This window comes from Candidatus Spongiihabitans sp., assembly GCF_965247905.1.
Lineage (GTDB): Bacteria > Pseudomonadota > Gammaproteobacteria > Arenicellales > Poriferihabitantaceae > Spongiihabitans.
Genome location: NZ_OZ252047.1, coordinates 2,613,341 through 2,626,280, shown reverse-complemented (window position 1 = coordinate 2,626,280; position 12,940 = coordinate 2,613,341). Strand labels below are relative to the sequence as shown.

Sequence of the window (12,940 nt, the reverse complement as noted above, 5' to 3'; positions counted from 1 at the left end):
TCAAAAGCAAACAGGCAATGAATAAAGCAGTCATAACCGCAAATAAAATCGAACAGGTCCTGGAGGATTATCGACAGGGCAAAATGGTTATTATGGTCGATGATGAAGACCGCGAGAACGAAGGCGACTTGCTGGTTGCGGCAGCGTGCATTACCGATGACCATATCAATTTCATGGCCTCCAAAGGCCGCGGCCTGATCTGCCTGACGCTAACCGAGGAGCGCTGCAATCAACTGGATTTGCCGTTAATGGTCAGCCGCAATAGCGCGCGTTTTTCAACCAACTTTACCGTCTCTATTGAAGCCGCGCGCGGCGTCACCACGGGAATTTCCGCGCAGGACCGAGCGATCACCATTCAAGCCGCAGTCAACCCGGATGCACAACCCAATGATCTGGTGACACCGGGACATGTTTTTCCCATCAAAGCCCAAGCCGGCGGCGTATTGACTCGCGCCGGTCATACCGAGGCCGGCGTCGACATGGCGCGGTTAAGCGGATTCGAGCCAGCCAGCGTGATTTGCGAAATTTTGAAAGACGATGGCAGCATGGCGCGGTTGCCGGATCTGCTTGAGTACCGCAAAGCACACAACTTAAAAATGGGCACCATTGCTGACTTGATCCGCTACCGACTGAAAAACGACCCGACCTTGAAAAGGGTCTCAGCAGAGAGTTTGCAGCTAAAACATGGCCGGTTTCAGTCTTATGTTTATCACGATGTGGTGGAAGGCGGCACCCATCTAGCGTTGGTGAACGGGGAGATTCATCCAGGCGATGTCGTGCCGGTGCGGGTGCATGTTCATCGCGGATTACTCGATGCCGTGCTGGATCCGACGCCATGGAGCTGGACCTTGGAAAATGCGCTGGCGGAGATCGCCGCGCAACCGGCCGGCGTTGTGGTGATATTGTCTTATAATGAGTCGGTTGACGAGTTAGTCGGTCGTATCAAGCTGAATCGCGACGCCAAAAGCGGTGTTGCCAGCGAGCAAGCGGCGCGCCACGATGACACTCAGAATGACACTCAGAATGATACTCATGACGACGCTGATGACGAGTCCGGCAACTTGCGAATGTTAGGCGCCGGCGGGCAAATTTTGGCCAATCTTGGTTTGACAAAAATTCTGGCCTTAGGACGACGAAAGAAAGTCCATGGACTATCCGGGTTTGGATTGGAAATCGTCGATTATATTGAAAGTCCGCAACAACTGTTGCAGTGGAATGAACGGCATGAAAATTAAATCCGTGAAGAATAATGGCACAAAAAATGATCACGGCGCCGGTGATTTTAAACATTGTGCTGGCCGATACGCGTTGGTGGCCGGTCGATTTAATCGCGCCATAACCGATGAGTTGGTGCAAGGCGCCACAGAGGCATTGACCGGCCACGGTATTGACCTCGCCGACATTGACTGCAAGTGGGTGCCCGGGGCGTTTGAAATGCCGATGGTGGCAAAAAAACTGGTGGAAACCCGGCGCTATATGGCGGTGATTGCCTTAGGGGCGGTCATTCGCGGGGCAACCGCTCATTTCGACTTTGTTGCCGGCGAGTGCGCCAGAGGCATTGCCCAATTGAATCTGCACAGCGACATTCCCATCATTTTCGGGGTGTTGACCACGGACACCGTGGAACAGGCGGTCGAACGCGCCGACACCGGCGCCGCCAACAAAGGCGCCGACTACGCATTGGCGGCGTTGGAAATGGTCAGTTTGCTGAAGCAGTTGTGAGCGCAGTTATGATCATTGGCGGCGCAAATCCTGACGCGATAGCATAATGGTGCGCAGCGGGCGGCATCTCGCCAGGCGGTGCGCGGTGCAGGCGCTCTACCAGTGGGAGGTGACCGGGCAATCCCCGTCTGAGATTGAAAGCAGTTTCATCAAAAATGAAAACCTGTGCGGGCCGCATTTGGATTATTTTTTGACCTTGATAAAAAATATACCGTTAAATGCGGAAGCGATTGATAACCTGATTACCCCTCATCTTGACCGCAATCTGGATAAAGTGGATTTGATCGAGCATGCTATTTTAAGAGTCGGGACTTATGAGTTGAAGTTTCAACCGGAGGTGCCGACCCGAGTGGCGCTCGATGAAGCCATTGATCTTGCGAAAGTATTCGCCTCGGAGCACAGTTATAAATACGTCAATGGCGTGCTCGACAAAATCGCGCGCGCGGTAAGAGGAGATGCGTAGAATTACCCGCCAGGATCTATTCCAGTCGCCACTGCATTTTCTGGCATTCGGATTTGGGTCCGGGCTTCTCCCCAAAGCCCCGGGCACAATGGGGACCTTGGCGGCGGTTCCGCTGGTTTGGATGATGGCGTTATTTTCAAATTTCACTTACGCCTCGGTCGTGTTGTTTTGCGTGTTGGCCGGTCCAGCAATTTGCAACGCCGCGTCGCGAACCTTGCCGCAGTATGATCACCCGGCAATAGTCTGGGACGAAATTGTCGGCATGATGCTGACCATGATTTTTATTCCGGTCACAGGGTTGACGCTGGCAATTGGATTTTTGTTGTTTCGGTTTTTTGACATTGTAAAACCCTGGCCGATTCGTTATTTCGATCGGCAGGTCCACGGCGGCATTGGTATCATGCTGGACGATATTATCGCCGCGATATGCGCTAATATCGCACTTAGAATTTTATTGCCGCACTTACCGCTTTAAACCGTCATGCGGTGATCCTGCGCGACTGTCTTGCCGACTTGTCCGCGCGCCAGCCGAATCAATTTTGTGCGCGATTTTATGGTAGATTATTGCCATTAAATATTTGGAGACTCGCAAGGCGCGATGCTTCGTGCCTTAACATTATAATAGATGCTGGACATCACCCAACCCATACTCAGAACCGATGTGTCGGGAATGCCTCTGGAATGGATTCATTTCAGGCATGCCGTCACCCTGATTACCCTGGATCAGGTGGCTTATACCTGTGGCGAGTTCGTGATGACGGTAAGAGGCGGCATCAACCGTCTTACCCAATGTCAAAGCAAACTTGAGGTTAATTCAATTCTGGCGACTTGTGGCGCCAGTCGGGCTTTTAGCAAGGCCTGTGGCAAGGGACCTGACAGATATACGCCACCGCTGCATAATATCCCGCTTTTTCAACGAGATGCGTGTATTTGTTTATATTGCGGCGAGAAATTCAAGCCGGCCGCCTTGTCCCGAGATCACGTCACGCCATTCTCCCAGGGCGGGCGGGACAATTGGAATAATGTGGTGACGGCTTGCGTTCGATGCAATAATTTCAAGGCTGGCAGAACGCCGGAACAGGCCGGCATGAAACTAATTGCGATACCGTTCACGCCCACCCACGCAGAATATGTTTATTTGCAGGGCCGGAGAATTCTTGCCGATCAAATGGAATTTTTGAAATCCCATTTCCCCAGGACCAGTCCGCTGCACCAGCGCATTTGACGCGGCCATTACAACGCGCAAGCACGCACATTATCAGGCAGGAACCAGACATGTCATCATTTCGGGCTTTTAGAATTAATCAAGTTGAAAAAAATAGTGTCGCGGATTTCGAGGATATGACGGTGGATGGACTGACCGCGGGCGAGGTCGTGATTAGCGTTAAGTGGTCTGGAATAAACTTCAAGGACGTGTTGGCGGCCACCGGCAGCGGGAAAATTTTACGCCAATATCCGCTCAACGGCGGGATTGATCTTTCCGGTGTGGTAATGAACTCAACCGATAATCGATTTAAGCCAGGGGATGAGGTTTTGGTGGCCGGATGCGGGTTGTCTGAAACCGCTGATGGCGGATACGCTGAAGTCGCCAGAGTCAAAGGCGACTGTGTTGTTGTCTTGCCGGAAGGGTTAAGTTTGAAGGAATCGATGGCCTTGGGCACTGCCGGGTTTACCGCGGCCATGGCCGTAGCGCGCATGGAAACCAATGGCCAAACGCCAGATGATGGACCAATAGTGGTGACCGGCGCGACCGGCGGCGTTGGCAGTATTGCCATAGATATTCTTGCTGCAAAGGGCTATCAGGTGACCGCTTTCACAGGAAAAAAAGACCAACACGATTACTTAAAACAACTGGGCGCCAGCGAGTTCATCGATAGACATACCATCGAAATGGGCGCCCGGCCGCTTGAATCGGCAATCTGGGGCGGCGCCGTGGATAACGCTGGCGGAGAGACTTTGGCGTGGCTTACCCGAACCGTGAAACCGTGGGGCAACATCGCCAGCATCGGCCTGGTGGATGATTACAAACTCAATACCACAGTGATGCCCTTCATCTTGCGCGGCGTCTCCCTGCTGGGCATAAATTCCATTGAAATGCCCGATCATATTCGCAACCAAATATGGAGCAGTCTGGGCGCCGAGTTAAAACCCAGGCATCTGGATAACATCGTCACCCGCGAAATCGCGTTTGAAGATTTGGCGGACGCATTTGACGATTATCTAAACGGCAGCCACCATGGCCGCACTCTGGTAAAAATTCAGGACTAATGATGACTAGACCCGAGAGCGCGCTAAAACGCAGTTTTAGCCGGAAGCCGGACAACACGTCAAACGATAATGATCGCATTGAGATTGGTCCGAGTCAGTTGGCATTTGATGAATGGGCGGCGCTGGGCTTGCCGTCGCCGGATCTGGTGGCACTGCGCGAGTATCGCCTTGAGCGGGTCAAACAGCAGTTGCGCCAACGCGACTACGCCGGCATCTTGTTGTTCGACCCGCTTAATCTTCGCTATGCCACCGACAGTGCCAATATGCAGCTTTGGATTGCGCATAACCAGGCCAGAGGCTGTTTTATCGCCACCGATGGTCCGGTGGTGATGTTTGATTTTCATAATTGCGAACACCTGAATCAGCATCTGCCGTTGATTGACGAGGTGCGCAATATGACCAGTTTTTTCTATTTTCTGGGTGGCGCAAGGAGTGCCGAATTCGCGGCAAAATTCACCGCGGAAATTGACGATCTGTTGCGCCAGCACGGCGGCGGCAATCGCCGTTTGGCGGTCGACCGAATGGAAATAGTCGGGGTGCGCGCCTTGGATCGCGCGGGCATCGAAATCATGGACGGCATGGGGTTGATGGAAACCGCGCGCGAAATAAAAAATGAAAATGAAGTTCGCGCGATGAAGTGCGCGGTCGCCGCTTGCGAGGCGACGCTGGTTGAATTTGAACAGGCAATACAACCGGGCATCAGCGAAAATGAACTCTGGGCTTACCTGCATTTTGGCAATATCAAACGCGGCGGAGACTGGATTGAAACCCGGATTTTGTCCTCGGGACCAAGAACAAATCCGTGGATGTCTGAGTGCGGGCCGAGAATTATTCAAGCAGGTGATTTGGTTGCGCTTGATACCGATTTGATTGGCGTTTACGGCTATTGTGTGGATATATCGCGCACTTGGGTGGCCGGCGACGTGAAAGCGAGCGCGCAACAGAAACAATTATTCCAGGTTGCCCATGAACATATCATGGAAGATATGGAGTTGCTTAAACCAGGATTGACGTTCAAGGAACTGACCTTCGGCGGTAATCAACTCGAGCAGAAGTATCGTCAACGGCAGTATGGGGTGAAATATCACGGCGTGGGATTGTGCGATGAATATCCGGCGATCATGTACCCTGAAGATTGGGAATCCAGCGGTTATGATGGTGTGTTGCAGCCTGGAATGTGTTTATGTGTGGAAGCCTATATCGGCGAAGTTGGCGGCAGCGAAGGGGTCAAACTTGAGGATCAGGCTTTGATTACCGACACCGGTTACGAATTGCTCACCCATTTTCCGTATGACCCAAAACTGCTTGACGAAACTACTTGACTAAGGCCGCCGAAACTTTCCCAGTAAAAATTTTGCGGCATAAGGAAATACCGCCAGCAACACAAAAGAGGCGATTAGCCCTGGCGACAAAAGTCCTTTAAGCGAGTCAATCTTGGCAAGTTGGGTTCCGGCATTGACAAACACCATGCTGCCCGGCGCCATGCCAAGCAATGAGGCAAAAAAATAAGCAGTTGTTTTTATTGAGGTCAATCCCATCAAAAGATTGATTGCAAAAAATGGAATCACCGGCACCAAGCGCATGGAGAATAAATACAGCGCGCCTTCGGCGCGAAAGTTTTCACGGATCTTGGCCACGCGCTCGCCCATTTTCGCTTGCACCCAATCGTCGAACAAATATCGCGCCACTAAAAAAGCCAGGGTGGCGCCGATGGTCGCCGAGACCAAGGCGATGAAGGTTCCGGCAATAAAGCCAAAAATGGCGCCGCAGCAAAGCGTCAGCACCAATGCGCCCGGTATGGAGGCGGCGGTGACGGCAATATATATTGCGGAAAATATCAGGATGCTCAGCAACGGATGCGCTTCCTGATAGGCGATCAACTGATCCAGTTTGGATTTGATGAAGGCAATGTCCAGGTATTTTTCCGGCCCGATGTAAAACATCAGGCCGATAATCAGCGCGATGGCGATGATGAGAATGAGTTTGCCTTTGGACATGGTGCAACTTCGGCCCGGATGACGTGGACAACGCCCGCATCAATGAGTCGGTCGATGGAGATTATGAATCGATCTTTGCAATCAACGCATCGGCGAAAGCGCTGGTCGATAACGTGGTCGCGCCGTCCAGCAATCTGGCGAAGTCATAGGTCACGGTTTTGTCCGCCAGCACCGCGAGGAAAGCATCGTTGATTAACTGCGCCGCCTGATTCCAGCCAATGTATTCCAGCATCATCACCCCGGAAAACAACAGCGACGATGGATTGACCTTGTTCTGATTGGCGTATTTCGGCGCGGTGCCGTGCGTGGCTTCGAACACCGCGATGTGATCGGCCATATTGGCGCCGGGCGCGATGCCGACACCGCCCACTTCCGCGGCCACCGCATCGGATAAATAATCGCCATTCAAGTTCATTGTGGCAAGCACCTCAAATTCAGCCGGGCGCAATTGCAGCAGTTGAAAAATAATGTCGGCGATGCGATCTTTCACCAATATCTTGCCGACCGGCAGTGCGCCGTCGTGTTCATCCCAAAGTTCTTGTTCGGTAACGATGTAGTCGCGGAATTCTTCTTTTGCGATTTCATAACCCCAATTTCGAAATGCGCCTTCGGTGAATTTCATGATATTACCTTTATGCACCAGGGTTACGTCGGTTTTTTTATTGTCGATAGCATACTGGATGGCTTTTCTGACCAGGCGTTTGCTGGCGAATGGGCTGATTGGCTTGACCCCGAGTCCCGCATCCTCAAAAAACTCCGCGCCCATTTCTTCGCGCAAGAACTTCGCCAGTTTTTTATTGGCATCCGACCCGCTCTCGTATTCGATGCCGGCGTAAACGTCTTCGGTGTTTTCCCGGAAAATAACCACATCGACTTCCTCCGGTTTTTTCAGCGGAGAAGGTACGCCGGCGTAATATCGCACCGGTCGGACGCAGGCGTACAAATCCATTTCCTGGCGCAATGAAACATTCAAGGAACGAAAGCCGCCGCCAATCGGCGTGGTCAGCGGGCCTTTTATGGAAACGATCAACGTCTTAATGGCGTCCAGTGTTTCCGCCGGGAAATAATCGCCTGCATAAATGCCGGCGGCTTTTTCACCCATGTATAACTCGCACCAATGCACTCTGCGTTTTCCGCCATAGGCTTTTTCCACCGCCGCATCCCACACGCGCAACGAGGCGGCGGTTATATCCGGACCAATGCCATCGCCCTCGACAAATCCAAGGATAGGTTGCTCCGGCACAACCAGATTGTCGTTCTTGATGGTAATCTTCTCGCCGTTTTCCGGCAGTTTGATATGTTGGTAGGTCATTTTCGTTGTTGTGATTACTCTGTGTTAGTTATTCGGTATTCTTACATATTGAATCAATAATATGGGTTAAAATAAGCCATTTGTCCAGGGTTAGAACTGATATTTAATTTTAGAGGACTCTCTTAATGTATTCACCCGATGATCAAGGAAATCAAGGCTGTTCGCTGTCGCTCGCTGGGTCGTGCAGAAAGCTACACACCCCTTATTTAAGTCATTTATGCGTAAAATAAAACAACGGAGAAAATATCAAAAATGCTTACAAAAGAATATATATCAGAAATAAAATCACAAGGGAATAGGGCGATGAAAGCTCTAATTAGTTCGATAAAAGATGAAAAAAGTACTTTGTTTATTCTTGAAAATTTGGGTTGCTTACCTAGTGATTTTGATGATGGCTGGATTAAAGAGTTACTTGTAAGTGACAACAATAAGATTCGTTTAAATGCGATAAAGAATATAGGAAAAATTAAGAATCACGCTAACCTTGAGGTACTGTTTCAAATCGCCATCAATGATAAATCAACAAGCATAAGACGAGAAGCAACATCTTCTATTGGTAGAATGAGGAGCAAAAAAGCTATGGATTCATTACTTGACTTATTAAATGACAATGATCCTAAAATTATAAGTCAAGCAATAAGAGGGTTGCTCGTCTTTAAAGGGGATGAGGAAATTGATGAAAAATTAAAAAAACTTGCGAATCACGAAAACGAAATGATTCAATCTGTAATAAAAAAAGAATATTTTAGTTTCAAAAACACATCTAGAGACAAACTAAAACACCCAAAATCTTACGATTATTTAAAAAATACTGTTGTATTAGGAGATGTTAGAGATATCTTAAAAGAAATACCTGACGAAAGTTTTCATCTCACATTTACATCCCCCCCTTACTACAATGCGAGAGATTATTCAATCTATACAAGTTATAAGGCTTACCTTAAATTTTTAGAAGAAGTTTTTAAATTAACTTATGACAAAACAAAAGAAGGTCGCTTTTTAATTGTAAACACTTCGCCAGTAATTGTTCCAAGAATAAGTCGTCAATACTCTTCAAAGCGCTACCCAATCCCGTTTGATATGCATAATTTTTTAATTGAAATAGACTGGGAATTTATTGATGACATTATTTGGGTAAAACCAGAAGCAAGTGTAAAAAATAGAAATGCAGGATTTTTACAACACAGAAAACCATTAGCATACAAACCAAACGCAAGAACAGAATATTTAATGGTATATAGAAAACAAACTGACAAACTTATTGATTGGAACATAAAGCAATATGATTGGGAGACAGTAAAAGAAAGTAAGGTAAAAGATGGTTATGAAACATCAAATGTTTGGGAAATCGATCCGACGTTCAATAAAGTTCATTCAGCAGTTTTTCCAGTTGATTTATGCAAACGAGTCATTGAGTATTATTCTTTTAAAGGAGATTTAGTCTTCGACCCCTTTGGTGGTAGTGGAACATTCGGCAGAACAGCAAAATATTTAGATAGATATTTTTTTCTAACAGAACAAGAGTCAAAGTATTTTGAGTATATGAAATCTTTTGCAAAAAAAGGCGATTCGAATCTTTTCAAAGAAAGGGAAAGTGTTTTCTTAGAATTAAATCAATTTAAGAAGGAGATAAAATGACATTAACGGAGCAAGTAGCAAAAAATATAATCAAAAAACTTTTTAAAGGCGAAGATTATAGAATTGAAATTGTAACTCTTATAAATGCAGAATTTTTACAATTTGCAATTGACTTTTTTAAAAAAATTGTTGAAGCAAAACTTAATAATGAAGAAGTTACAACAGATTGGTATAAATCGACTTTCTTAAATTCCGAATTAGACAAAACAGATATTGCAATAAATTCAGGTCTAAACATGAAAACTATTGGCAATATGTTTAATTCAACTAAAAAAGAAGTTGTTATAGATGCTTCAAATGAACACTATGATTCATTATATGCTGCAATTAAGGTTCTTGTTGATAGTGAAGATGATTTAGATTTGACATTAACAATAAAACTCAAAAGAGTAAGTGTTGATTTAAATGTTAGTGAAAGCCTTATTGCTATTAATACTTTGGCAGTAAAAAGAGCAGCATTGAGGGGTGGTTTGTGGAGCACAGCAGGGAAAAGGGTTGAGAAACCTTTAATGCAAACAATGTGTAAGTTGTACTCTGTATCAGAAGATAATTTTAAAGCTGAGATAAAAGATATTGATTTAGAACAAGAATTTCAAAGAGAAATTGATTTTTACCTTGTAAACAACGATAAGAATTATAAGTGTGAAGTAAAGCTAATGGGAAAAGGAAATCCTGAAAGTGCTGATGTAGTAATTGCAAGAGGTAGTAGTGTTTTTATTGCAGATAAATTATCAGACACGAATAAAGCGCAATTAGATAGCTTAAATGTAGAATGGGTTGAGTTAAGAGATGAAATTGGATTTAGAAGATTTAAAATTGTATTGGAAAATCTTGAAATACCACACCGTGAACTAAATGAAAATGATTTAGACAGAAAAATTGATGAAATATTCGATGAAATATTTATTTAACGGGGAATCACGGTATTTCGATTTTATCTGGCGGCATTGCTCTGGCATTCGACCAGTTATATTACTTTGAACGTGCCTGTCAAAATTACATAACAGCGCTGATGACAGGAATACCTTTACGCATTGTTAGCGAGCGAGTTGCTCAAAAGACTGCGCACCAATGGAAAGATTTTGAAAAAGAGTCAGCCAATGCGCACCTGCGTGAAATAAGGGAAATTCTCGATCGAGAAGAGCCCAACTATAAGCAGTAATTCATCATCTAAACTGAAAGATTTATTGAACAGTGAACGGCCAATATCCAGGGAGCTTCCAATTATCGGTGTTAGCGGTAATGGTATCTGATACATTCATTTTTACGGGGCCCAACGACCTTCCAAACCATCCGCACTTTTTTATCGGCGTGGGTAAGTGCCAACGTGTAGCTATCTTGATTACAGATATGTGGCGTTACCGTATTCCATTGCCGCTTTCCTGTGGCTACGAGTTCAATCAATTGCACCGGATTATCCGCGCCATATCGAAGATGTTCCAGCTGTATCGAATTTTGCTCTTCATTTAACCGCCATCGATACCGATTTGAAAACGCCAGTTCGGCGCCGGCGCGGGTGGTGCATTTTCCGGTTTCTGAAAAAATGATAGTTTTATCGTCTGGCACTGCCACTACCTCACCCTTACCCCTGCCATTCCAACCGGCTTCGCCTTTGCTGGATTTAGCAGTAAAGTGAACTTCGGAAATATTTTTCAGGGTATTCCAAAGAGCGATCCCCGGAGTGATTCCTGAGGTAATCCTTGAAGCAATTCCTGAATCGGGGCGACTGCGCTCCACTTTCTATATTTAACGCTTTGATATTGATCAGTGGTTTATTGCGCGGTCCAGCGCCATCAATATTTTTTCTACTTCTTCAATGCTGTTGTAATGCACCAGAGAAACACGTACCACACCATCATCGGCATCGATACCCAGATCGGTGAGTAAGCGATGAGCGTAAAAGTGCCCGCTTTCGCAGCCGATTCCCATATCCTGTATTTTTGTGGAAACTGCCAGCGCGCTTTGTTTCAGAGGTTGAAAAGCGATGGTCGGCACTCGGTCATTATCGCGGGTATGGTTTTTGCCTATCAGGCGCACTTTGTCGTTATTACCTAGAAAATCCAGAATAGGCGCTGCCAATTCGGTTTCGTGAGCGGATATCAACGAATGTAATTGCGTCATTCGTTGTGGCGCCATTCGTTGTGGCGTCATTTTTTGTGGTGCGTGGGGGGTGTCGTTAAAATGGTGTCGATGCAGCGCGTCGAAATAGTCCAGCACGCCGGCGCAGCTTGCAACCTGAGCGTGCTGCGGCCCGGCCGGGTTGAATAATTTGCTGTCGTGGCCGGTGTTAAAGTAGTGACATTGCGGCGTTAGACTGGAAACAATCTCCCGATTTATGTACATCAAACTTTGATGGGGTCCATACACCTTATACAAACTAAACGCATAACCATCCACCCCTAACCCTTTCAAGTCGCATATATGGTGCGGGGCCTGAGCGACCGCATCGACGAATACTTTTGCATTGGAATTTTGTTTGACTCGCTGGGTGATTTCGCTGACAGGATTAGAGGTGCCGACGACATTGGAGCAATGCGCGAAAAACACCCACTTGGTTTTTTCATTGACCAGAGAATCGAGTTGTTCCAAATCAAGCAATCCGTGTTCAAGGTCGACTTTCCATTCACAAATTTTCGCGCCTTTTTCTTCCGCCTTTCTGCGCCACACCCCGCGGTTGGCTTCGTGGTCTTGATTGGTGACAACAATTTCGTCTGCCGCCCCCAGATCAGCGCCTATCGCCTGGGCCATAACGTAGGTATTCATCGAGGTAGAGGGCCCTATGGTTAATTCGTCGGCTGAGATATTAAGCACCTCGGCCCAACCCTTAATCGCCCGCTCCATGGCTTCCCCGGCCTGGTTTGATGACGCATAACGCTGGTAAGGCTGCACTCTGGTATGGGCATTGTAGTGGTTCATCAAGCCATTGACTGGATTAGCCACATAGCTGCCGCCTGCGTTTGAACAAAAAACAAATTCCGGGTTATCATGTAACTGGTTGAATTGTTTTCTGACGAATTCGAGGTCTAGTTTCATTAAGTCTTTATTTCTGGTAAAATTCCCTCATATACCACATATACCAGGCAAGATACATCTGCATGATATTATTTGCAGCGCCTGACAATTTATGCCCACGCCTATACAAGCCAAGTCTATACAAGCCAAGTCTATACAAGCCAAGCCTATACCAGCCATGCCGATACAAGCCGATCTAAAAATCTCCAGCGACGCAGTGAGCAGAATCACCGAGTTGCTGGTCACCAAAGACAATCCAGACTTGATGCTTCGCGTCTATATCCAGGGTGGCGGTTGTTCCGGTTTTCAGTACGGTTTTCAGTTTGACGAAAAACAGGAGGAAGATGACATAACCGTAGAACGCGACGGCATCAAAGTGTTAATCGATATGCTCAGCTTGCAGTACCTGAGTGGCGCGGAAATTGATTACAAGGATGACCTGATGGGTAGCCGATTTCTGGTAAACAATCCTAATGCCACGGCCACTTGTGGCTGTGGTTCTTCGTTTTCGATTTAAGCGAAAGGCTT

General features: G+C 47.0%; 13 protein-coding genes and 1 pseudogene. 10 read left to right on the top strand and 4 right to left on the bottom strand.

What is annotated here, in order from left to right:
* The first annotated feature begins 17 nt into the window (after nucleotides 1-17).
* From ribB to ACP158_RS13465, 7 genes are all read left to right on the top strand, one after another.
* Nucleotides 18-1,235, top strand: a complete 1,218-nt coding sequence (gene ribB, locus ACP158_RS13495; protein WP_424946629.1) for a 3,4-dihydroxy-2-butanone-4-phosphate synthase — start codon at nucleotides 18-20, stop codon at nucleotides 1,233-1,235.
* Nucleotides 1,225-1,722, top strand: a complete 498-nt coding sequence (gene ribH / locus ACP158_RS13490; RefSeq protein WP_424946628.1) for a 6,7-dimethyl-8-ribityllumazine synthase — start codon at nucleotides 1,225-1,227, stop codon at nucleotides 1,720-1,722. Before ribB ends, ribH begins: the two co-directional genes overlap by 11 nt.
* 46 nt (nucleotides 1,723-1,768) lie before the next feature.
* On the top strand, nucleotides 1,769-2,185 hold the full coding sequence (nusB, locus tag ACP158_RS13485) for a transcription antitermination factor NusB (RefSeq protein WP_424946627.1): 417 nt from the start codon (nucleotides 1,769-1,771) through the stop codon (nucleotides 2,183-2,185).
* Complete coding sequence (locus tag ACP158_RS13480; protein ID WP_424946626.1) at nucleotides 2,178-2,660, top strand: phosphatidylglycerophosphatase A family protein; 483 nt, start codon at nucleotides 2,178-2,180, stop codon at nucleotides 2,658-2,660. The genes nusB and ACP158_RS13480 overlap by 8 nt, the downstream gene beginning before the upstream one ends.
* Nucleotides 2,661-2,810: 150 nt before the next feature.
* Nucleotides 2,811-3,410, top strand: coding sequence for an HNH endonuclease (locus ACP158_RS13475; protein WP_424946625.1), 600 nt, complete (start codon nucleotides 2,811-2,813; stop codon nucleotides 3,408-3,410).
* Nucleotides 3,411-3,460: 50 nt separating this feature from the next.
* Entirely contained in the window at nucleotides 3,461-4,453 is a 993-nt protein-coding gene (locus ACP158_RS13470; protein WP_424946624.1) for an oxidoreductase, read from the top strand.
* Entirely contained in the window at nucleotides 4,453-5,775 is a 1,323-nt protein-coding gene (locus ACP158_RS13465; protein WP_424946623.1) for a M24 family metallopeptidase, read from the top strand. The genes ACP158_RS13470 and ACP158_RS13465 overlap by 1 nt, the downstream gene beginning before the upstream one ends.
* Here the strand turns inward: ACP158_RS13465 and ACP158_RS13460 are convergent, their stop codons facing one another.
* Together ACP158_RS13460 and icd are read right to left on the bottom strand one after the other, a co-directional pair.
* The gene (locus ACP158_RS13460; protein ID WP_424946622.1) at nucleotides 5,776-6,450 is read right to left on the bottom strand and encodes a TVP38/TMEM64 family protein; all 675 of its coding nucleotides are present in this window, start codon (nucleotides 6,448-6,450) and stop codon (nucleotides 5,776-5,778) included.
* Between the two features lie 70 nt (nucleotides 6,451-6,520).
* Nucleotides 6,521-7,762: pseudogene (icd, locus tag ACP158_RS13455) on the bottom strand (isocitrate dehydrogenase (NADP(+))); the annotation flags it as partial.
* A gap of 252 nt (nucleotides 7,763-8,014) precedes the next feature.
* On the opposite strand from icd, the gene ACP158_RS13450 reads away from it, so the two are divergent.
* Complete coding sequence (locus tag ACP158_RS13450) at nucleotides 8,015-9,400, top strand: DNA methyltransferase (protein ID WP_424946621.1); 1,386 nt, start codon at nucleotides 8,015-8,017, stop codon at nucleotides 9,398-9,400.
* Nucleotides 9,397-10,311, top strand: a complete 915-nt coding sequence (locus ACP158_RS13445; protein WP_424946620.1) for a CfrBI family restriction endonuclease — start codon at nucleotides 9,397-9,399, stop codon at nucleotides 10,309-10,311. Before ACP158_RS13450 ends, ACP158_RS13445 begins: the two co-directional genes overlap by 4 nt.
* Before the next feature lie 322 nt (nucleotides 10,312-10,633).
* Here the strand turns inward: ACP158_RS13445 and ACP158_RS13440 are convergent, their stop codons facing one another.
* The gene (locus tag ACP158_RS13440; RefSeq protein WP_424946619.1) at nucleotides 10,634-11,137 is read right to left on the bottom strand and encodes a DUF6314 family protein; all 504 of its coding nucleotides are present in this window, start codon (nucleotides 11,135-11,137) and stop codon (nucleotides 10,634-10,636) included.
* 27 nt (nucleotides 11,138-11,164) lie between these two features.
* Nucleotides 11,165-12,433, bottom strand: coding sequence for an aminotransferase class V-fold PLP-dependent enzyme (locus ACP158_RS13435; RefSeq protein WP_424946618.1), 1,269 nt, complete (start codon nucleotides 12,431-12,433; stop codon nucleotides 11,165-11,167).
* A gap of 91 nt (nucleotides 12,434-12,524) precedes the next feature.
* On the opposite strand from ACP158_RS13435, the gene erpA reads away from it, so the two are divergent.
* Entirely contained in the window at nucleotides 12,525-12,929 is a 405-nt protein-coding gene (erpA, locus tag ACP158_RS13430; protein WP_424946617.1) for an iron-sulfur cluster insertion protein ErpA, read from the top strand.
* The last annotated feature ends 11 nt before the right edge of the window (nucleotides 12,930-12,940 follow it).